The 19,225-nt window shown below is 65.4% G+C and carries 19 protein-coding genes; 10 read left to right on the top strand and 9 right to left on the bottom strand.

What is annotated here, in order from left to right; translation table 11 throughout:
• Positions 1–28: 28 nt before the first annotated feature.
• The 9 genes from rng to upp all read right to left on the bottom strand — a co-directional run bounded on the left by rng (position 29) and on the right by upp (position 8,068).
• Positions 29–1,498, bottom strand: a complete 1,470-nt coding sequence (gene rng / locus AAHK20_RS12295; RefSeq protein WP_449181727.1) for a ribonuclease G — start codon at positions 1,496–1,498, stop codon at positions 29–31.
• 87 nt (positions 1,499–1,585) lie between these two features.
• Positions 1,586–2,221: a Maf family protein gene (locus AAHK20_RS12290; RefSeq protein ID WP_449181726.1), complete on the bottom strand. Its 636-nt coding sequence runs from the start codon at positions 2,219–2,221 to the stop codon at positions 1,586–1,588.
• A gap of 48 nt (positions 2,222–2,269) precedes the next feature.
• Positions 2,270–2,740: a 23S rRNA (pseudouridine(1915)-N(3))-methyltransferase RlmH gene (gene rlmH / locus AAHK20_RS12285; RefSeq protein WP_449181725.1), complete on the bottom strand. Its 471-nt coding sequence runs from the start codon at positions 2,738–2,740 to the stop codon at positions 2,270–2,272.
• Positions 2,741–2,757: 17 nt separating this feature from the next.
• Positions 2,758–3,213: a ribosome silencing factor gene (rsfS, locus tag AAHK20_RS12280; RefSeq protein WP_449181724.1), complete on the bottom strand. Its 456-nt coding sequence runs from the start codon at positions 3,211–3,213 to the stop codon at positions 2,758–2,760.
• Positions 3,214–3,216: 3 nt separating this feature from the next.
• A complete protein-coding gene (locus AAHK20_RS12275) occupies positions 3,217–3,951 on the bottom strand; it encodes a nicotinate-nucleotide adenylyltransferase (RefSeq protein ID WP_449181943.1) in 735 nt (244 codons plus the stop codon).
• An 18-nt stretch (positions 3,952–3,969) separates the two neighbouring features.
• Complete coding sequence (hemF, locus tag AAHK20_RS12270) at positions 3,970–4,893, bottom strand: oxygen-dependent coproporphyrinogen oxidase (protein WP_449181723.1); 924 nt, start codon at positions 4,891–4,893, stop codon at positions 3,970–3,972.
• A 151-nt stretch (positions 4,894–5,044) separates the two neighbouring features.
• The gene (gene purD / locus AAHK20_RS12265; protein WP_449181722.1) at positions 5,045–6,319 is read right to left on the bottom strand and encodes a phosphoribosylamine--glycine ligase; all 1,275 of its coding nucleotides are present in this window, start codon (positions 6,317–6,319) and stop codon (positions 5,045–5,047) included.
• A gap of 105 nt (positions 6,320–6,424) precedes the next feature.
• On the bottom strand, positions 6,425–7,153 hold the full coding sequence (locus tag AAHK20_RS12260) for a YebC/PmpR family DNA-binding transcriptional regulator (RefSeq protein ID WP_449181721.1): 729 nt from the start codon (positions 7,151–7,153) through the stop codon (positions 6,425–6,427).
• A 264-nt stretch (positions 7,154–7,417) separates the two neighbouring features.
• Positions 7,418–8,068 carry a uracil phosphoribosyltransferase gene (gene upp / locus AAHK20_RS12255; protein WP_449181720.1) on the bottom strand — a complete coding sequence of 217 codons (651 nt, stop codon included), beginning with the start codon at positions 8,066–8,068 and terminating at the stop codon, positions 7,418–7,420.
• A 300-nt stretch (positions 8,069–8,368) separates the two neighbouring features.
• Between upp and AAHK20_RS12250 the strand changes: the two genes are divergently transcribed.
• From AAHK20_RS12250 to kdpE, 10 genes are all read left to right on the top strand, one after another.
• Entirely contained in the window at positions 8,369–9,151 is a 783-nt protein-coding gene (locus tag AAHK20_RS12250) for an SDR family oxidoreductase (RefSeq protein ID WP_449181719.1), read from the top strand.
• 60 nt (positions 9,152–9,211) lie between these two features.
• Entirely contained in the window at positions 9,212–9,601 is a 390-nt protein-coding gene (locus tag AAHK20_RS12245) for a methylglyoxal synthase (protein ID WP_449181718.1), read from the top strand.
• Positions 9,602–9,634: 33 nt separating this feature from the next.
• Positions 9,635–10,609 carry a quinone oxidoreductase family protein gene (locus tag AAHK20_RS12240; protein WP_449181717.1) on the top strand — a complete coding sequence of 325 codons (975 nt, stop codon included), beginning with the start codon at positions 9,635–9,637 and terminating at the stop codon, positions 10,607–10,609.
• A gap of 153 nt (positions 10,610–10,762) precedes the next feature.
• The gene (locus AAHK20_RS12235; protein ID WP_136898692.1) at positions 10,763–10,876 is read left to right on the top strand and encodes a potassium ABC transporter ATPase; all 114 of its coding nucleotides are present in this window, start codon (positions 10,763–10,765) and stop codon (positions 10,874–10,876) included.
• Positions 10,873–10,965: a potassium-transporting ATPase subunit F gene (locus AAHK20_RS12230; protein ID WP_137331581.1), complete on the top strand. Its 93-nt coding sequence runs from the start codon at positions 10,873–10,875 to the stop codon at positions 10,963–10,965. Before AAHK20_RS12235 ends, AAHK20_RS12230 begins: the two co-directional genes overlap by 4 nt.
• On the top strand, positions 10,962–12,767 hold the full coding sequence (gene kdpA, locus AAHK20_RS12225; protein WP_449181716.1) for a potassium-transporting ATPase subunit KdpA: 1,806 nt from the start codon (positions 10,962–10,964) through the stop codon (positions 12,765–12,767). The genes AAHK20_RS12230 and kdpA overlap by 4 nt, the downstream gene beginning before the upstream one ends.
• A gap of 34 nt (positions 12,768–12,801) precedes the next feature.
• Complete coding sequence (gene kdpB, locus AAHK20_RS12220) at positions 12,802–14,886, top strand: potassium-transporting ATPase subunit KdpB (protein WP_449181715.1); 2,085 nt, start codon at positions 12,802–12,804, stop codon at positions 14,884–14,886.
• 27 nt (positions 14,887–14,913) lie between these two features.
• Positions 14,914–15,492 (top strand): potassium-transporting ATPase subunit KdpC, encoded by a 579-nt coding sequence (gene kdpC, locus AAHK20_RS12215; protein ID WP_449181714.1) that lies wholly within the window; start codon positions 14,914–14,916, stop codon positions 15,490–15,492.
• 114 nt (positions 15,493–15,606) lie between these two features.
• Positions 15,607–18,477, top strand: coding sequence for a DUF4118 domain-containing protein (locus AAHK20_RS12210; protein WP_449181713.1), 2,871 nt, complete (start codon positions 15,607–15,609; stop codon positions 18,475–18,477).
• Positions 18,474–19,172, top strand: coding sequence for a two-component system response regulator KdpE (gene kdpE / locus AAHK20_RS12205; protein WP_449181712.1), 699 nt, complete (start codon positions 18,474–18,476; stop codon positions 19,170–19,172). The genes AAHK20_RS12210 and kdpE overlap by 4 nt, the downstream gene beginning before the upstream one ends.
• Positions 19,173–19,225 lie beyond the last annotated feature (53 nt).

Here is a 19,225-nt window from a genome sequence, read left to right as displayed (position 1 = left end):
AAAACGTGGGGCTGATCTTACAGGCGCTTTACATCAGCACAATGTCGTACTGCTCCTGACTCAAATTCGACTCGACTTGCAGCGAAACCGGCTTGCCGATGAAATCGATCAGCATCGCGAGATGCTGCGACTCTTCGTCGAGAAACAGATCGATGACTTGCTGCGAAGCGACCACGCGAAACTCGCGCGGATTGAACTGGCGCGATTCGCGCAGGATTTCGCGCAGCACGTCGTAGCAGACCGTGCGCGAGGTCTTCACCTGTCCCTTGCCCTGGCAAACCGGGCAGGGCTCGCACAGCACATGCGCGAGCGATTCGCGCGTGCGCTTGCGCGTCATCTCGACGAGCCCGAGCTGCGAGAACCCGTTCACCGTCACCCGCGTCCGATCGCGCGACAGCGCCTTCTTCAGCTCCCCGAGCACCGCATCGCGATGCTCGGCGTTCTCCATATCGATGAAGTCGATGATGATGATGCCGCCCAGATTGCGCAGCCGCAGCTGCCGAGCGATCGTGTGCGCGGCCTCTAGGTTGGTCTTGAAGATCGTGTCGTCGAAGTTGCGCGCGCCGACGTAGCCGCCCGTATTGACGTCGATCGTCGTCATCGCCTCGGTCTGGTCGATCATCAGGTAGCCGCCCGACTTCAGATCGACGCGACGCGACAGCGCGCGTTGAATCTCGGCTTCGATGTTGTACAGATCGAAGAGCGGCCGCTCGCCGGTGTAGTGGTGGAGCTTCGAGCTGACGGCGGGCGTGAATTCGGAGGCGAACTCCGCGAGCATCTGATAGGTCTCGCGCGAATCGACCTGGATGCGCGTGGTTTCGTCGTTGACGAAGTCGCGCAGCACGCGCTGCGCCAGATTCAGATCCTGATAGAGGAGGCTCGTCGCCGGCAGGCGCTGCGCTTGCGCCACGATCGTCGTCCAGGTCTTGCGCAAGTAGGCGACATCGGACGCGAGCTCTTCGCTGGTCGCATCTTCGGCGATCGTGCGGACGATGTAGCCGCCTTTTTCGTCGACGGGCAGCACGGCCGTCAAGCGCGCGCGGATCGCTTCGCGCTCGGCTTCGCTCTCGATCTTCTGCGAGATGCCGATATGCGGCTCCTGCGGCAGATACACGAGCGTGCGGCCCGCGATGCTCACTTGCGTGGACAGCCGCGCGCCCTTCGTGCCGATCGGATCTTTCACGACCTGCACCATCAGCGACTGTCCCTCGAAGACGATCTTCTCGATCGGCTGATGCGGTGTTTGATTCTGCGCTTCGCCGGCAATGCGCGGATGCCAGATATCGGCGACGTGCAGGAACGCGGCGCGCTCGAGCCCGATGTCGATGAACGCGGACTGCATGCCCGGCAGCACGCGCACGACCTTGCCGAGATACACGTTGCCGACGCGACCGCGCGCGACCGTGCGCTCGACATGAAGCTCTTGCACGGCGCCTTGCTGGATCAGCGCGACGCGCGTTTCCTGCGGAGTTACATTGATCAGGATCTCTTCGTTCATGTCAGTACGCGCCGGGTCGCCCCAAGCGTACTGACCGCCCCCTTGGGCGGCGGCGAACGCAAAGGGCGTGGGAGCGGTTCATTTGTTTTAGAAGTCGACGAGAGCCGTGCGCAGCAATGCAGCGGTCTCAAAAAGGGGCAGACCCATAATACCTGAATAGGATCCGTCGATACGCTCGATAAATTCGGCTGCGCGGCCTTGAATCCCATAGGCGCCAGCCTTGCCGAGCGGCTCGCCGCTCTCGGCATAGCGCTGCAGCGCGGCGAGCGGCGCTGCGGCAAAGCGCACCGTGGAGCGAGACAGCGCGGGCGGCAGCAGCTCGCCGGTGGAGTCGATCACGGCCAGCGCCGTCAGCACTTCATGCTCGCGGCCCGCGAGTCGCCCGAGCATCTCGACCGCGTGCTCGACGTCATCGGGCTTGCCGAGGATCGCGCCGTCGATCGTGACGGTTGTGTCCGCAACCAGAATCGGCGCGGCGCGATGGCCGCCCGCGACGAGCCGTGCGCGCGCCGCTTCCGCCTTCGCGACGCACACGCGCAGCACGTAGTGATCGGCGGCTTCGCCGTCTTGCTCGGCTTCGAGCGCTTCGGCGTCTTCATCGGGGCGGGGCAGCAGCAGCTCGAAACGCACGTTGAGCTGCGAGAGCAGTTCCTGGCGGCGCGGGCTTTGCGACGCGAGATAGATGAACGGGTGGCGTGAAAGCGGGGACGTGTCTTGCGGCATTAGGGTTCTCGTAGGACGCACCGTGACGCGTCGTATGAGAACGGCGCGTCAGGCACGGTGGTAGGGGTGATTCTGCGTGATGCTCCACGCGCGGTAAAGCTGTTCGGCGAGCAGCACGCGCACCATGCCGTGCGGCAGCGTGAGACTCGACACGCGCAGCATCAGTTCGGCACGCGCCTTCACTTGGGGATCGAGGCCGTCCGCGCCGCCGATCACGAACGCGACGTCGCGCGCGTCCTGCTGCCAGCCGGGCAGCGCGTCGGCGAGCTGCATCGTGGTCCAGTCGCGGCCGCGTTCGTCGAGCGCGACGATGCGCGCATTCTTTGGCAGGGCCGCTTCGATGCGCTGCCGCTCGGCCGCCATCACGCTTTCGGCGGACCGGCCCGACGAACGCTGCTCGGGCTTGATCTCGCGCAGTTCGATGCGCAGCTCGGGCGGCATGCGCTTCGCATATTCGTCGAAGCCGGTCGAGATCCAGTCGGGCATCTTGTGACCGACGGCCAGGATATGCAGTTTCATCGAATCAAAGGCGTCGATCAGCGGCGGCGCGCTGGCGCCTTGCGCGCCGGCTTCGCGGCGGGGGCCTCGTCTTCGTCGTCTTCCTCGTCGAGCGGCTCGCTCGCACGTGCGCCGCCAAACGCGCTCGTGTTCGTGAGCTTCACGCGCACGGGCTTGTCGCCCCAGATTTCTTCGAGGTTGTAGTACTGGCGCAGCGCCGGCTGCAGGATATGCACGACCGCGTCGCCGCAGTCGACGAGCACCCATTCGCCGATGTCCTCGCCCTCGGTGCTGACGATGTCGCCGCCGGCTTCCTTCACTTTGTCGCGGACGCTGGAGGCGAGCGCTTTGGTCTGCCGGTTCGAGGTGCCGCTCGCGACGATCACGCGATCGAACAACTCGGTCAGGTGGGTGGTGTTGAACACCTTGATGTCTTGCGCTTTGACGTCTTCGAGGCCGTCGACGATCGCGCGTTGCAGTTTGCGAATATCCATAAGTTACCGGTGGTACAGATGATGTTGAAGAATATAGTCCGAGACCGCGTCGGGAACCATGTCGGAGAGAAGGCCCGCGGCGGCGGCTTCCGTGGGTTGCGCGAGGCGGTCGCGCAACTGGTGGCGGATGTCGGTGGCGGAAACGTCGAGGGCCAGTACGGTGTCGATCAGCAGATGGCCGCTCGGCGTGCCTTGCAGCACGTCGGCGCCGGCTTCGCGCGCGGCCAGTTCGTCGCGCAGTTCGGGTGAGGCCGACGCAAGATCGAAGCCAGGGCGCGTCGCCGCGCAGATATGCGCGAAGTCGAAAAGCCGACGCCAATGGTGCCACTTGTCCAGATGCACGAGCTGATCGGCGCCGATCAGGAGCGCCAGCGACACATCGGCGCCTTCGCGGGCGCGCCAGCGCTCGAGCGTCTCGACCGTGTAGGTCGGGCCCTGATGCTCGATTTCGTCAGTCGCGACGCTGACCGTCACGCCCGGCAGCACGAGCGAGGCCGACGCCGCGCGCGTCATCGCGAGCCGGTGCTCGGCGGGGGAGACGTCGGCTTTCTGATAAGGTTGGCCGGCAGGCAGCAGCACCAGTTCGGTCAGCCGCAGCACCTCGGCGAACCGGCGCGCGAGCGCGAGGTGGCCGTTGTGGATCGGGTCGAACGTGCCGCCGAGCAGGCCAATGCGCCTTGGCAACGGTGGCCGTGGCGCGAGCGGGTCAGTGGGGGAAGGGCGGGCTTGCGGATTCAGATGACAGTCCTTTGCGCGTCACAGCCAATCGCGCGGCTTGAGGAAGTCGCTATAGAGGCGCGCTTCCGGCGTATTCGGCTCCGGCTGCCAGTTATAGCGCCAGTTCGCGACGGGCGGCATCGACATCAGGATCGACTCGGTGCGGCCGCCGCTTTGCAGCCCGAAGTGCGTGCCGCGGTCGAATACCAGGTTGAATTCGACGTAGCGACCGCGCCGGTAGGCTTGGAACGACCGCTCCGCTTCGCCATAGGTCATAGCGCGGCGTTTTTCGACGATCGGCACGTAGGCGGCTAGAAACGCGTCACCCACGCTTCTCACCATCTCGAACGAGCGATCGAAGCCGAGTTCGGCGAAGTCGTCGAAGAAGATGCCGCCGATGCCGCGCGTCTCGTTGCGGTGCTTGAGGAAGAAGTATTCGTCGCACCAGCGCTTGAAGCGCGGGTACAGCTCGGCGCCGAACGGTTCGAGCGCGTCACGGCAGGTGCGGTGGAAATGCTGGGCGTCTTCTTCGTAGCCATAGCAAGGCGTGAGGTCCATGCCGCCGCCGAACCAGAAGATCGGCGCCTCGCCTTCCTTGGTTGCCATCAGGAGGCGCACGTTCATGTGCACGGTCGGGCAGTGCGGGTTGCGCGGATGGATTACCAGCGACACGCCCATCGCCTCGAAACCGCGCCCCGCGAGCTGCGGGCGGGCCGCGCTCGCCGAGCCGGGCAGGGCGTCGCCCTGCACGTCGGAAAAGCCGACGCCGCCTCGCTCGAACAGCTCGCCGCCTTCGAGAATGCGCGTCATGCCGCCGCCGCGCAGCTTCTCGCCGGGGCCGCGCTGCCAGGCGTCGGTGGCGAAAGGCATGCCGTCGAGAGCGCCGAGCGTGTCGGCGATGCGCGTCTGCAGGCCCTGGAAGTAGGCCCGGACGGCCTCTACGTCGTGGATCGGATCGGTCATGGCAACAACGCGCGCGGGTTGCCGCGGCGCGGACAATAAAAGAGTACTGCCGGGGATTCTAACGAATGCCCGGCAGTTCGATACTCGGCGCCTCGCCAAACGAGGCGCTTGGGGCCCGGCGCGCTGCTGCTTCTCAGGCGCCGCGTGCCGTTCAGTGCTTGCGGCCGATCGCGCGATGGCCGATATCGCGGCGGTACTGCATGCCGTCGAACGCGATCTGGTTGATCGTCTCGTAGACGACCGATTGCGCGCCGCGCACGGAATCCGACAGTCCGACCACACACAGCACGCGGCCGCCCGAGGTCAGCAGCTTGCCGTCGGTGAGCGTCGTGCCGGCGTGGAAGGTCACCGCTTCTTCGGTCTCGGCCGGAATGCCGTTGATGCGATCGCCCTTGCGCGGCGTTTCCGGATAATTGTGCGCCGCGAGCACGACGCCGAGCGCCGTGCGGCGGTCCCAGGTCAGCTCGACGGTATCGAGCGTGCCGGCGATCGCCTGCTCGACCACCTTCGAGAAGTCGCCCTTCAAGCGCGCCATGATCGGCTGCGTTTCCGGGTCGCCCATGCGGCAGTTGAATTCGAGCGTCTTCGGGTTGCCTTGCGCGTCGATCATCAGGCCGGCGTAGAGGAAGCCCGTATAGCGGATGCCGTCGGCTTCCATGCCGCGCACGGTCGGCAGAATGATTTCGCGCATCACGCGAGCGTGCAGCTGCGGCGTGACGATCGGAGCGGGCGAGTAGGCGCCCATGCCGCCGGTGTTCGGACCCTGATCGCCGTCGAGCAGGCGCTTGTGGTCCTGGCTCGAGGCGAGCGCCAGCACGTGCTTGCCGTCGACCATCACGATGAAGCTCGCTTCCTCGCCTTCGAGGAACTCTTCGATCACGACGCGTGCGCCCGCGTCGCCGAGCTTGTTGTCGGACAGCATCATGTCGACGGCGGCGTGGGCTTCTTCGAGCGACATCGCCACGACGACGCCTTTACCCGCGGCGAGGCCGTCGGCCTTGATGACGATCGGCGCGCCTTTCTGATCGATATAGGCGTGCGCGGCGGCGAGCTCCGAGAACGTCTCGTATTCGGCAGTCGGAATGCCGTGGCGCTTCATGAACGCCTTCGCGAAGTCCTTCGAGCTTTCGAGCTGCGCGGCTTCCTTGGTCGGCCCGAAAATCTTCAAGCCGCGCTGGCGGAACAGGTTGACGATGCCGGCCGCGAGCGGGGCTTCCGGACCGACCACCGTGAACGCGATTTGCTCCTTCTCGACGAAATCGGCGAGCGCTTCGGGCTCGGTGATGTCGACGTTGAGAAGGCGCTCATCCTGGGCGGTGCCGCCATTGCCCGGCGCGACGTAGACGAGCTGGACCCGCGGCGCTTGCGCGAGCTTCCAGGCGAGCGCATGTTCGCGACCGCCGGAACCGACGACGAGTAACTTCATGTGATTCCCCGAAGGCTAACAAACAGTGACGGCCGGCGAATCGCGCCGGCCGTTGGGAACTTTCGCGAGGCGCGCGGCGTGTTCAGGCGCCGCGCGCTTGGCAGATCATGCTTCAGCGATGGAGGCGTTCGTATACACCTCCTGCACGTCATCCAGGTTTTCGAGCGCGTCGAGGAGCTTTTGCATTTTCACGGCGTCTTCGCCCGTGAACTCGACTTCCGTTTGCGGTTTCATCGTGACTTCGGCGAGCTCCGCCTTGAAGCCGGCGGCTTCGAGCGCTTCCTTCACCTTCGTAAAATCGTTCGGCGGCGCCAGCACTTCGATGCTGCCGTCGTCGTTCGTGACGACGTCGTCGGCGCCGGCTTCGAGTGCGGCTTCCATGAGCTTGTCTTCGGGCGTGCCGGGCGCGAACAGGAACTGGCCGACGTGATCGAACAGGAACGCGACCGAGCCGTCGGTGCCCATGTTGCCGCCGTACTTCGAGAACGCGTGGCGCACTTCGGCGACCGTGCGGGTGCGGTTGTCGGTCATCGTATCGACGATGACCGCCGCGCCGCCGATGCCGTAGCCTTCGTAGCGGATTTCCTCGTAGTTCGCGCCATCGACGCCGCCGACGCCGCGCTGGATCGCGCGGTTGATGTTGTCCTTCGGCATGTTGGCGTCGTACGCCTTGTCGACGGCCAGGCGCAGGCGCGGGTTCGAATCGATATCGCCGCCGCCCATGCGGGCCGCGACTTGGATTTCCTTGATCAGACGAGTCCAGATCTTGCCGCGCTTGGCGTCGGCGGCGGCTTTCTTATGCTTGATGTTGGCCCATTTGGAATGACCAGCCATACCTTTCTCCATCGCGCGCGCGTCGTGTCACGCGCACGCATGTTGCGTGTTGTACTTGCGAATTGGCGATTGAATGCGGTTTCGGGCGGCGAGTTGCGCGAGCGGCATGGAGCCGCTGTCTGAACATATGAGGCAATTCGAGCCGCGCGATGAGTGGACAGAGATTTTAACATGCCGCCCGTGCCGCGAAAGCGCTGGCCGAATGGGATAGGGGCATGCGAAGCCCGTTCTGGGGCGGCATTGCACCGCCCGCCGCGCCTATCCTCAGTTCTTGGTGCCGAACAGCCGGTCGCCGGCGTCACCTAGGCCCGGCACGATGTAGGCATGCTCGTTCAGATGCGAATCGAGCGAGCCGACATAAAGCTTCACGTCCGGATGGGCGTCCTGGAACACCTGGACGCCTTCGGGCGCGGCCACGAGCGCGAGGAACAGAATGTTCTCGCCCGCCACGTTGCGGCGCTTCAACACGTCGATGGCGTGCACGGCCGAGTAGCCCGTCGCGACCATCGGGTCGCACAGGATGAAGATCCGGTCTTCGAGATCCGGCAGCCGCACCAGATACTCGACCGGGCGGTGGTCTTCCGCCCGGTACACGCCGATATGCCCGACGCGCGCCGACGGAATCAGCTCGAGCAGGCCGTCGGACATGCCGATGCCCGCGCGCAGCACCGGCACGATCGCGAGCTTCTTGCCGGCGATCACCGGCGCGTCGATCTCGACGAGCGGCGTGGCGACGCGCTTGGTCGTGATCGGCAGGTTGCGCGTGATTTCATAGCCCATCAGGAGCGTGATTTCGCGCAGGAGCTCGCGGAACGTGCGCGTGGACGTGTCCTTGTCGCGCATATGGGTGAGCTTGTGCTGGATCAGCGGGTGATCGAGGATGAAGAGATTCGGAAAGCGGCTGTCTTGTTTCATGGCGGGTAGGCGCAAGCGGCTAGAAGGGGCGGCGGATGTCATCGGCGGCGGCGCTTGGGCTGAGCGGGACGGCCGGATGACAGTGGGTTACGCCAAATGACGAATGACGTCCGCAAGTTTACCGAAAGATCGGCGGATAAAGGCGCGCAAAGTCGTGTCCGGCACAAAAAGACGCCGCGACGCTCGAACTCGCCCCAGCGATACCGGATATAGCGGACCTCGCGTACAGCACCGCCGTGGGGTTTCTTCTAGAATCGAAAGTCTTCGCTTTCTTCCGGCAAACAAAAAGGGGAAACCAGCATGGACATGGGTATCGCAGGACGCACCGCGCTCGTATGCGCAGCCAGCAAGGGTCTCGGGCGGGGTTGCGCGGAAGCGCTCGCGGCCGAGGGCGTGAAGCTCGTGATCTGCGCGCGCACAGCGGAGACATTGGAGGCGACCGCCGCCGATATCCGCGCGAAGACGGGCGCCGACGTGACGGCTGTCGCCTGCGACGTCACGACTCCCGAGGGCCGCGCCGCCGTGCTCGCGGCGTGCCCGCAGCCGGACATCCTCGTCAACAACGCAGGCGGCCCGCCGCCGGGCGACTTCCGCAAGTTCACGGAGCAAGACTGGATCAAGGCGCTCGAAGCGAACATGCTGGCGCCGATCGCGCTGATCCAGGCGACGATCGACAGCATGATCGACCGCGGCTTCGGGCGCATCGTCAATATCACGAGCTCGGCCGTGAAGGCGCCGATCGACGTGCTGGGCCTGTCGAACGGCGCGCGCTCGGGGCTGACCGGCTTCGTCGCGGGCGTGGCGCGCAGCAAGGTGGCCGGGCACAACGTGACGATCAACAACCTGCTGCCGGGTCTGTTCGACACCGACCGCATCTCCGCTACGTTCGACGCGCAGGCGAAGGCGGGCAACATCAGCGTCGACGAGGCGCGCCGCCAGCGCATGAAGAGCATCCCGGCCGGCCGCTTCGGCACGCGCGACGAGTTCGGCGCGGCCTGCGCGTTCCTGTGCAGCGTCCACGCGGGCTATATCACCGGGCAGAACTGGCTGATCGACGGCGGCGCTTATCCTGGCACGTTCTAAGCAGGCAATTTCCATCCAAGCGCATCAGACAACCCAGCACAGAGCAAAGGACTCCCCCTCATGACCACACGCGTTGCGCTGATCGCGCACGACCACAAGAAAGACGACATCGTCGGCCTCGCCGGCGAATACGCCGACACGCTGCGCCGCTGCAGGCTCGTCGCGACCGGCACGACCGGCGCGCGCATCGCGGCCGCGCACGGGCTGACAGTGGAGCGCATGCTGTCGGGGCCGAACGGCGGCGATTTGCAGATCGGCGCGCAATTGGCCGAGGGCAACGTCGACGTGGTGATCTTCCTGCGCGACCCGATGACGCCGCAGCCGCACGAGCCCGACATCAACGCGCTCGTGCGCGCGTGCGACGTGCACAACGTCCCGTGCGCGACCAATGTCGCGACCGCGCGGATGATTCTCGACACCTTGACGCAGCGCATCGGCCAGCAGGTGTGACGGCGCGGATTTCTTTAGCTAGAGGAGACGGTGATGACCAAGGCAATTCGATTCGACAAAACCGGCGGCCCGGAAGTCATGAAGTGGGTCGACGTGGAAGTGGGCGAGCCGGGCGACGGCCAAGTCCGCATCAAGCAGCATGCGGTGGGCCTCAACTACATCGATATTTATTTCCGCACCGGGCTTTATCCGCTGCCGCTGCCGGCCGGGCTCGGCATGGAGGCGGCGGGCGAGGTGACGGCGGTCGGGCCAGGCGTGGAGAACCTGCGGGTCGGGGACCGCGTCGCTTACGTGGCGCGTCCGCCAGGCGCTTACACGCAGGAGCGGGTCCTGCCCGCGGCGGTGCTCGTCAAGCTGCCCGGCTCGCTCGGCTATGACGAAGCCGCTTCGGTGATGCTGCAGGGCCTCACCGCGCAATATCTGCTGCGCCGGACCTATCGCGTGAAGGCCGGCGACACGATTCTGATCCAGGCGGCCGCGGGCGGGGTCGGCCTGCTCGTGTGCCAATGGGCGAAGGCGCTAGGCGCGACGGTGATCGGCACGGTCAGCTCCGACGAGAAAGCCGAGCTCGCGAAGGCGCACGGCTGCGATCACCCGATCATTTATACGCGTGAGAACTTCACGAAGCGGGTGAAGGAAATTACGAACGGCGCGGGCGTGCCGGTCGTCTACGATTCGATCGGCAAAGACACCTTCGAAGGCTCGCTCGACTGCCTCGCGCCGCTCGGGCTCTTCGTGAGCTTCGGCAATGCGTCGGGCCCGCTGCCGCCGATCGACTCGTCCGAGTTCGCCGGCCGCGGCTCGCTCTTTTTCACGCGGCCGACGCTCTTTACCTACATCGGCAAACGCAGCGACTACGACGCGATGGCGGCCGAGCTGTTCGAGGTGATCGGCTCGGGCAAGGTCAAGACGATGATTCAGCAGCGCTACCCGCTCGCGGAAGTGGCGCAGGCGCACGTCGATCTCGAAAGCCGCCGCACCACGGGCTCGACGGTCCTCGTGCCCTGACGAATCCACTCATCCCATCGGCAAAGGCGGCGCAGTGCGCCGCCTTTTTTCGTTTACGGCTTTTTTATATCCCCCCGGTGAGCTTTGACCAGCCCTTTACGCCGGTTGGCATAACGTTCCGGTTGTCCAAAATCCGTAAATGGAGAACACAAAATGGATGTGGTGTACGTCGGCGGTCTGGTGCTTTTTGCAGCGCTGACCTTTGCGTTGATTGCCGGCTGCGACAAGCTGTTCCAGTCGCGGCGCGGCCAAGGGGAACGGCCATGACCTGGATGCTCTGGTTGGCAGGGGCAGCCACGGCGCTCCTGTTCGTCTATCTCGTTTATGCGCTCTTGTATGCGGAGGATATTGAATGAACTCGAACAATATCCTTCAATCGGCGCTGTATCTCGTCGTCTTGCTCGTCTGTGCGGTACCGGTTTCAAAGTACCTCACGCACGTGATGGACGGCACCTCGCGCGTCGTGCGCTTCTTCGGCCCGCTCGAGCGGGCGCTGTATCGGATCGCAGGGGTCGATCCGCAAGCCGAGATGGGCTGGAAGCAATACGCGATCGTGACGATCGCGTTCAATGTGCTCGGCACCGTGTTCCTCTATGCGCTGCTGCGCGTGCAGGCATTCCTGCCGGGCAATCCGCAGGCGTTCACCGCAATGACGGTCGACGGCGCGTTCAATACGGCCGTCAGCTTCGTCACCAATACGAACTGGCAGGACTACACGCCTGAGCAGGCGGTCAGCTATCTCGCGCAGATGCTCGGCTTCACCGTGCAGAACTTCTTGTCGGCGGCGACCGGCATCGTTGTCGTGATCGCGCTGATCCGCGGCTTTGCGCGCCACACGACGAAGACGATCGGCAACTTCTGGGTCGACCTCACGCGCGTCACGCTCTACGTGCTGATCCCGATGTCCGCGATCATCGCCGCGCTCCTGATGAGCCAGGGCGTGATCCAGAACTTCAAGGCCTACGAAGACGTGCCGGTTCTGCAGCAGACCACCTACAGCGCGCCGAAGACCGACGCGCAGGGCAACCCGGTCAAGGATGCGAAGGGCAACCCGGTGATGGTCGACACGAAGGTCGAGAAGCAGACCATCGCGATGGGCCCGGTGGCGTCGCAGGAAGCGATCAAGATGCTCGGCACCAATGGTGGCGGCTTCTTCAACGCGAACTCGGCGCACCCGTATGAAAACCCGACGCCGTTCTCGAACTTCCTGCAGATCTTCGCGATTCTGATCATCCCGGCCGCGCTGGCTCTGGTGTTCGGCAACATGGTGCTCGACCGCAAGCAGGGCGTCGCGGTTCTGGCGGTGATGACGATCGCGTTCGCGGTTTGCGTGGTCGGCGAAATCAGCGCCGAGCAGGCGGGCAACCCGGTCTTCACGTCGCTGAACGTCGACCAGTCGGCCAGCGCGCTGCAAGCGGGCGGCAACATGGAAGGCAAGGAGACGCGCTTCGGCATCGCGCAGTCGGGCATCTTCACGGTCGCGACGACGGCGGCGTCGTGCGGCGCGGTGGACAACACGCACGATTCGCTCACGCCGCTCGGCGGCTTGATTCCGATGCTCCTGATCCAGCTCGGCGAAGTGATCTTCGGCGGTGTCGGCTCCGGTATGTACGGCATGCTCGTGTTCGCGCTGTTGGCCGTGTTCGTTGCGGGCCTGATGATCGGCCGCACGCCCGAATACGTCGGTAAGAAGATCGAGTCGTACGAGATGAAGATGGTGTCGATCGTGATTCTGCTCACGCCGCTGCTCGTGCTCGTGCTCACCTCGATCGCGGTGCTCACCGACGCCGGCAAGGCCGGTATCGCGAACCCCGGTCCGCATGGATTCTCCGAAATCCTCTACGCGTTCAGCTCGGCTGCGAACAACAACGGCAGCGCGTTCGCAGGCTTGTCGGTCAACACGCCGTTCTACAACTGGCTGACGGGTATCGCGATGTGGTTCGGCCGCTTCGGCACGATCGTGCCGGTGCTGGCGATCGCGGGCTCGCTCGCATCGAAGAAGAAGATCGCCGTGACGAGCGGCACGATGCCCACGCACGGTCCGCTCTTCGTAGTGCTGCTCTTCGGTACGGTTCTGCTCGTCGGCGCGCTGACTTATGTGCCTGCGCTGGCGCTCGGCCCGGGTGTCGAACATCTGATGATGATTTCGGGTCACTGATCCCAAATCAACAAGAAGAGTATTTGAGGATTCCATGACTCAACATTCTGCAACGCGGTCCATGTTCGATCCGGCGCTGGTAAAGCCGGCGATCGCGGACTCATTCAAGAAACTGACGCCGCGTCACCAGCTTCGCAATCCGGTGATGTTCTGCGTCTATGTCGGCAGCATCCTGACGACGATCCTTTGGATTGCCGCGCTGGGCGGCCAGGCCGAAGCCCCCGCGGGCTTCATCCTCGCGATTGCGCTGTGGCTGTGGTTCACGGTGCTGTTCGCGAACTTCGCCGAGGCGCTCGCCGAAGGCCGCTCGAAGGCCCAGGCCGCATCGCTGAAGAGCGCGAAGCGCGACGTGATGGCGAAGAAGCTCAACGAGCCGCATCCGAAGTCGCCGATCCGCATCACGACGGCGACCGATCTGCGCAAGGGCGACGTCGTGCTCGTCGAAGCGGGCGACACGATTCCGGCCGACGGCGAAGTGGTCGACGGTGTGGCGTCGGTCGACGAATCGGCGATTACCGGTGAATCCGCGCCGGTGATCCGCGAATCGGGCGGCGACTTCTCGTCGGTGACGGGCGGCACGCGCGTGCTGTCGGACTGGATCGTCGTGAAGGTCACGGCGAATCCGGGCGAAGCGTTCCTCGACCGCATGATCGCGATGGTCGAAGGCGCGAAGCGCCAGAAGACGCCGAACGAAATCGCGCTGACGATTCTGCTCGTCGCGTTGACGATCGTGCTCTTGATGGCGACCGCCACGCTGCTGCCGTTCTCGATGTTCTCGGTCGAAGCCGTGAAGGCCGGCCACGTCGTGACGATTACCGCGCTTGTCGCGCTACTCGTCTGCCTGATTCCGACGACGATCGGCGGCTTGCTGTCGGCGATCGGCGTGGCGGGCATGAGCCGCATGATGCAAGCCAACGTGATCGCCACCTCGGGCCGCGCGGTCGAAGCGGCCGGCGACGTCGACGTGCTCTTGCTCGACAAGACCGGCACGATCACGCTCGGCAATCGTCAGGCCTCGACGTTCATCCCGGCACCGGGCGTGACCGAAGAAGCGCTTGCTGATTCCGCGCAACTCTCGTCGCTCGCCGACGAAACGCCGGAAGGCCGCAGCATCGTCGTGCTCGCGAAGGAACGTTTCAACATTCGCCAGCGCGACATGGCGACGCTGCATGCCGAGTTCATCGGCTTCTCGGCGCAAACGCGCATGAGCGGTGTCGATCTGCCCAGCCGCCAGATCCGCAAGGGCGCGGCTGACGCGATCAAGAAGTACGTCGAAGCCAACGGCGGCCGCTTCCCGAGCGAAGTGTCGAGCGCGGTGGACGAAGTCGCGCGTCGCGGCAGCACGCCGCTCGTGGTCGCCGACAAGGGCGAAGGCGGGGCGCGCGTGCTCGGCGTGATCGAGCTGAAGGACATCGTCAAGGGCGGCATCAAGGAGCGTTTCGCCGAGCTGCGCAAGATGGGCATCAAGACCGTGATGGTGACGGGCGACAACCGCCTGACCGCCGCCGCGATCGCGGCCGAAGCGGGCGTCGACGATTTCCTCGCTGAAGCCACGCCGGAAACGAAGCTCAAGACGATTCGCGATCACCAGGCCGAAGGCCGCCTCGTCGCGATGACGGGTGACGGCACCAACGACGCCCCCGCGCTCGCGCAGGCCGACGTCGCGGTGGCGATGAACACCGGCACGCAAGCGGCGAAAGAAGCCGGCAACATGGTCGACCTCGATTCGAACCCGACGAAGCTGATCGAGATCGTCGAGATCGGCAAGCAGATGCTGATGACGCGCGGCTCGCTTACGACGTTCTCGATTGCGAACGACGTCGCGAAGTACTTCGCGATCATCCCGGCCGCATTCGCGACGACGTATCCGCAGTTGCGCGTGCTCGACGTGATGCATCTGACTTCGCCGGCGTCGGCGATTCTGTCGGCGGTGATCTTCAATGCACTCATCATCGTCGCGCTGATCCCGCTTGCGCTGAAGGGCGTGAAGTACCGGGCGCTTGGCGCGGCGTCGCTCTTGCGTCGCAATCTGCTGATCTACGGCCTCGGCGGCATCCTGTTGCCGTTCCCGTGCATCAAGCTGATCGACATGGTGCTCGCCGCTTGCGGCTGGGCCTGATCGGCCGGTTTTTGAGGAAACAAAATCATGAAGACATTGTTCCGTCCGATGATCGTGATCTTCGCGGTGCTCGCCGCGATCACCGGACTCGTTTATCCCGCCGTGATGACCGCGTTCGGGCAGGCTGTGTTCTCAAGCCAAGCGAACGGCAGCATGCTCGAGAAGGATGGCAAGGTGGTCGGCTCGTCGCTGATGGGCCAACAGTTCGACGCGCCGCAGTACTTCTGGGGCCGTCTGTCCGCCACGTCGCCGATGCCGTACAACCCGACGAACTCGGGTGGCTCGAACACGGGCCCGACCAACCCGGCGCTTGCCGATGAGGTCAAAGGCCGCATCGCCGCGCTGAAGGCAGCGGGCACCGATGTCAGCAAGCCGGTGCCGGTCGATCTGGTCACGTCGTCGGGCAGCGGTCTCGATCCCGAGATCAGCCCGGCTGCGGCTGAGTACCAGATCGCGCGCGTGGCGAAGGCCCGCAAGATGTCAGAGGCCGACGTCGCCGCGCTCGTCGACAAGTACACGCAAGGCCGCCAGTTCGGCGTGCTCGGCGAGCCGCGCGTGAACGTGCTCGAGCTGAACCTCGCGCTCGACGAAGTCAAGCAAGGCTGACCTCGTTCGCGAGTCAAGGCGGCGCCGCTTTTTCGCGGCGTCGCCTTTTGCCATTGGTACGCATTCAGAACACAATGTCCTATTGCCAACGCTGCAGCCCTTGCTGCAAACCGCATGAACCGACCCAACCCCGATGAGCTGCTCGACAAGCTGCAGCGCGATGAAGAAAAGCGTCAGCGCGGCAAGCTGAAGATTTTCTTCGGCGCGTCCGCCGGCGTCGGCAAGACCTACGCGATGCTGCAGGCCGCGCGCCGGCACAAGGACGAAGGCATCGACGTCGTCGTCGGCATCGTCGAGACGCACAAGCGCCAGGAAACGGAGGCGCTCGTGCAAGGGCTCGACGTGCTGCCGCTGCAGCAGATCGAATACCGCGGGCGCACGCTCGGCGAGTTCGATCTCGACGCCGCGCTCGCGCGCAAACCTCAGCTCATTCTCGTCGACGAACTCGCGCACTCGAACGTGCAGGGCGCTCGGCACTTGAAGCGCTGGCAGGACGTGCACGAGCTGCTCGACGCGGGCATCGACGTCTATACGACGGTGAACGTCCAGCACCTCGAAAGCCTCAACGACGTGGTCGGACAAATCACCGGGATCCGCGTCTGGGAGACCGTGCCCGACCGCGTGTTCGACATGGCCGACGAAGTGACGCTCGTCGATTTGCCGGCCGAAGAGCTGCTCGACCGGATGCGCGACGGCAAGGTCTACATGGCGCAGCAGGCCGAGCGCGCCGTGCGCAATTTTTTCCGCAAAGGCAACCTGATCGCGCTGCGCGAACTCGCGCTGCGGCGCACCGCCGACCGCGTCGACGCGCAGATGCGCGAGTACCGCGCCGACCGCTCGATCCAGCGGATCTGGCAGGCTCGCGAGCGCTTGCTCGCGTGCGTCGGCCCCGGCGAAGAAGCGCCCGCGCTCGTGCGCGCTGCCGCGCGTCTCGCCGCGAGCCTCAAGGCGGACTGGATCGCCGTCTATGTCGAAACCCCGAAGCTGCAGAAGCTGCCGGACAAGATCCGCGAGCGCACGCTCAATGCGTTGAAGCTCGCCGCCGAACTCGGCGCCGAGACCGCGACGCTCGCGAACAACGACGCCGTCGCCGCGCTCGTCGGCTATGCGCGCGTGCGCAACGTGTCGAAGCTCGTCGCGGGCGGCTCGTCGCGCGTCGGCTTCAACCGCTGGCTCAGGCGCCCGATGGGCGAGAAGATCGCCGAGCACGCGGGCGACCTCGATGTCACGCTGGTCCGCGCGTTCACCGAGCGCGAGACGCGCGAGCCGGGCGGCGGCGCGCTCGACGCGGCCACGCGCGCCTGGCGCGACGCGCTCGCCGCAGGCGGCGAGCGCCGTTCGCCGCCGCGCATGTACGCGTATGCGGCCGTGATCTGCGCGGTCATCACGGGTCTCGCGAGCCTGCTGCACGCTCACATCGACCTGACCAACCTCGCGATGCTGTACTTGCTCGGCGTCGTGTTCGCGGCGGTGAAGCTCGGGCGCGGGCCGGGTGTCATGCTGTCGTTTCTGTCGGTGGCCGCATTCGATTTCTTCTTCGTGCCGCCGCGCATGTCGTTCTCGGTCTCCGACACGCAGTACCTGCTGACCTTTTTCGGCATGCTGCTGACTTCGCTCGTGATCAGCCACCTGACGTCGAGCTTCCGCCGCGAAGCGGCCGTCGCGCGGCGCCGCGAGCGGCGCACCGGCGCGATGTACGCGATGGCGCGCGAGCTGGCCGCCGCGCTCACGACGGAGCAGATCGTCGAGATCGGCAGCCGCCACGTGAGCGAGGTGTTCCGTGCGCGCGTCGCGATGCTGTTGCCCGATAGCGTCGACAAGGTGAAGCAGAAGGTCGAGGAGCCGGACGAGAAGATCACGTTGCAGGGCCCCGAGCTCGATATCGACGTCGGCCAATGGGTCTACGATCAGCAAAAGCCGGCGGGCCGCGGCACCGATACGCTGCCCGCGGCGCAGGCGTTGTATCTGCCGCTGAAAGCGCCGATGCGCACGCGCGGCGTGCTCGCCGTCGTGATGCAGGACATGGGCGAGCTCGAAGTGCCCGAGCAGCAGCGCATGCTCGATGCGTTCGCCGCGCAGATCGCGCTGGCGCTCGAGCGTGTCCACTACGTCGAGATCGCGCGCGACGCGCTCGTGAACATGGAATCGGAGCGGCTGCGCAACTCGCTGTTGTCCGCGATTTCGCACGATCTGCGCACGCCGCTTACATCGATCGTCGGCTTCTCGTCGATGCTCGTGCAGAATCGCGACGCACAGGCCGCGCCGCGCCCGGGCGACGATCTCGTCGAAGCGATACACGAAGAAGCGCTGCGCATGACGGGCATCGTCACGAATCTGCTCGACATGGCGCGCCTGCAGTCGAGCCCCTTGCAATTGAACCGTCAATGGTCGCTGCTCGAAGAGACGGTCGGCGCGGCGCTCGCCGCGTGTAAGCGCGTGCTCGCTCAGCATCCGGCGCAAGTGAAGCTGCCGGCCGACTTGCCGCTCCTGCAGCTCGACGTCGTGCTGATGGAGCGGCTCTTCTCGAACCTGTTCGAGAACGCCGCGAAGTACACGCCTGCGAACACGCCGCTTCTGATCGGCGCCGAGCGCATTGAAGAGGACGGCAAGCCCTACGTGCGCGTCACGATCGACGACTTTGGCCCAGGCCTGCCGCCCGGCATGGAAGCGCGCGTGTTCGAGAAGTTCACGCGCGGCGAAAAGGAATCGGCGAAGCCCGGCATCGGGCTCGGGCTCGCGATCTGCCGGGCGATCGTCGATGCGCACGGCGGCACGATCGGCGCGTTCAACCGCGTCGCGGGCGACGGCAGCATCGCCGGCGCGCGCTTTTGGTTTACGCTGCCGGTCGAGACACCGCCGCCCGAACCGGATGCCTCCGAAGCCCCGGAAGCGGCTGATACCGCGCTACCCGCCGATGCCGATGCGCACGCCGCCGCAGCCGGCATCGTCAACCCGCACGACCACAACCCGAACCGCCAGTCATGAGTGAGCCGACCGTCACCGTAGTCTTGATCGAAGACGAAAAGCAGATTCGCCGCTTCGTGCGCGCGTCGCTCGAAGCCGAGGGGATCGCCGTCCATGACGCCGAGACCGGCAAGCAGGGGCTCGTCGAAGCGGCGACGCGCAAGCCCGATCTCGTGATCGTCGACCTGGGCCTGCCCGACACCGACGGGCTCGATGTGATCCGCGAGCTGCGCGGCTGGTCCGAGATGCCGGTGATCGTGCTGTCGGCGCGTACGCAGGAGACCGAGAAGGTCGCCGCGCTCGACGCCGGCGCGGACGATTACCTGACCAAGCCGTTCGGCGTCTCCGAGCTTCTCGCGCGGATTCGAGCGCATCTGAGGCGGCGCAACCAGGGCGGCGCGAGCGAGTCGCCGCAAGTGAAATTCGGCAGCGTGGCGGTCGACCTCGCGCTGCGCCAGGTCTGGCGCAACGGCGAGGTGGTCCACCTGACGCCGATCGAATACCGCCTGCTCGCGACGCTCGTGCGCCACGCCGGGCGCGTGCTCACGCACCGGCAACTGTTGCGCGACGTGTGGGGGCCGTCGCACGTCGAGAGCAATCACTATCTGCGCATCTACATGGCGCATCTGCGGCAGAAGCTCGAGAGCGATCCCGCGCAGCCGGAACACATCGTGACCGAGACGGGCGTCGGCTACCGGCTGGTCGGCGCGGTCTGAGGGTCTGAGGGCGGGCGCTATCGCCGGTATACTTGCCAAGCGCGGGGACGGCC

The sequence above is a fragment of the Trinickia camelliae genome (genome assembly GCF_053525655.1).
Note: the sequence above shows the minus strand (reverse complement) of the source record. Positions and strands in the feature narration are given on the sequence as shown.

Bases quoted from the DNA above. Each gene is read 5' to 3' on its own strand.
- rlmH (WP_449181725.1), bottom strand. From the start codon at position 2,740: ATGAAACTGCATATCCTGGCCGTCGGTCACAAGATGCCCGACTGGATC.
- AAHK20_RS12290 (WP_449181726.1), bottom strand. From the start codon at position 2,221: ATGCCGCAAGACACGTCCCCGCTTTCACGCCACCCGTTCATCTATCTC.
- AAHK20_RS12210 (WP_449181713.1), top strand. From the start codon at position 15,607: ATGAACCGACCCAACCCCGATGAGCTGCTCGACAAGCTGCAGCGCGAT.
- AAHK20_RS12240 (WP_449181717.1), top strand. From the start codon at position 9,635: ATGACCAAGGCAATTCGATTCGACAAAACCGGCGGCCCGGAAGTCATG.
- upp (WP_449181720.1), bottom strand. From the start codon at position 8,068: ATGAAACAAGACAGCCGCTTTCCGAATCTCTTCATCCTCGATCACCCG.
- AAHK20_RS12245 (WP_449181718.1), top strand. From the start codon at position 9,212: ATGACCACACGCGTTGCGCTGATCGCGCACGACCACAAGAAAGACGAC.
- AAHK20_RS12260 (WP_449181721.1), bottom strand. From the start codon at position 7,153: ATGGCTGGTCATTCCAAATGGGCCAACATCAAGCATAAGAAAGCCGCC.
- kdpA (WP_449181716.1), top strand. From the start codon at position 10,962: ATGAACTCGAACAATATCCTTCAATCGGCGCTGTATCTCGTCGTCTTG.
- AAHK20_RS12235 (WP_136898692.1), top strand. From the start codon at position 10,763: ATGGATGTGGTGTACGTCGGCGGTCTGGTGCTTTTTGCAGCGCTGACC.
- AAHK20_RS12250 (WP_449181719.1), top strand. From the start codon at position 8,369: ATGGACATGGGTATCGCAGGACGCACCGCGCTCGTATGCGCAGCCAGC.
- rsfS (WP_449181724.1), bottom strand. From the start codon at position 3,213: ATGGATATTCGCAAACTGCAACGCGCGATCGTCGACGGCCTCGAAGAC.
- kdpE (WP_449181712.1), top strand. From the start codon at position 18,474: ATGAGTGAGCCGACCGTCACCGTAGTCTTGATCGAAGACGAAAAGCAG.
- hemF (WP_449181723.1), bottom strand. From the start codon at position 4,893: ATGACCGATCCGATCCACGACGTAGAGGCCGTCCGGGCCTACTTCCAG.
- kdpC (WP_449181714.1), top strand. From the start codon at position 14,914: ATGAAGACATTGTTCCGTCCGATGATCGTGATCTTCGCGGTGCTCGCC.
- AAHK20_RS12230 (WP_137331581.1), top strand. From the start codon at position 10,873: ATGACCTGGATGCTCTGGTTGGCAGGGGCAGCCACGGCGCTCCTGTTC.
- purD (WP_449181722.1), bottom strand. From the start codon at position 6,319: ATGAAGTTACTCGTCGTCGGTTCCGGCGGTCGCGAACATGCGCTCGCC.
- kdpB (WP_449181715.1), top strand. From the start codon at position 12,802: ATGACTCAACATTCTGCAACGCGGTCCATGTTCGATCCGGCGCTGGTA.
- rng (WP_449181727.1), bottom strand. From the start codon at position 1,498: ATGAACGAAGAGATCCTGATCAATGTAACTCCGCAGGAAACGCGCGTC.